Annotated in this window: 1 pseudogene; it reads left to right on the top strand. The window is 45.0% G+C overall.

What is annotated here, in order from left to right:
- A pseudogene (locus tag R7R24_RS27305) lies at positions 1-676 on the top strand (AraC family transcriptional regulator); the annotation flags it as partial.

The following is a 676-nucleotide window of genomic DNA, read 5'->3' as shown; positions in this document are numbered from 1 at the left end:
CTGTATCGTTCTGGCGCGGAAGGGATTGTAAAAGTCTTAGAATTAGATTCTCAGATTAACGAATTTGCGTTCCAACGAGGCATGTTATGGCTTGCCACTTCAAAAGGCTTGGAGATATTCCAATTGGAGGGGCTGAAAAAGGTTAGCTTCCCTTATTTACAAGTAATGGCTGGGCATGCTGTTGAGCACATTGCTCTAGACGACACAAACCGTTTGTGGGTATCCAGCGGTTACCAACTTTACACCGTTGATATCGACAAGCAATCCGTCAGAAACTTTGGTAGCGAATGGATCGTGAGTCAGTACTTACCAGCTAAAGTGACGCGCTTATATGATACCGAAGATAAACTTTTTATTGGTACGGACCACGGCATTTATGAATACGATGATGAACGTATTCGTTTCAATCGTTTCTCGGAAAAATATGGCGAGTCGCTAGATATAGTGACAGCGGCGGATGGCTCTCAGTGGTTTGCCTCTTCCTATGGGTTGTTTAAAACAGTGGCTGGTGGCGAAGCCAAGCAAGTCTTGGAGATGAGTGTTGCGAATGCTCGTCCGGCGTGTTTGATCAGTGATGCGAAAGGTGTGTGGCTTGCATCTTCTGTTGGGTTGAGTTACTACCGATTGTCCGGTGAGTTAGTTAAACACTATTCATCTGCATCGGGCTTGATTAATA

The organism is Vibrio sp. 704 (assembly GCF_033339295.1).
Note: the sequence above shows the minus strand (reverse complement) of the source record. Positions and strands in the feature narration are given on the sequence as shown.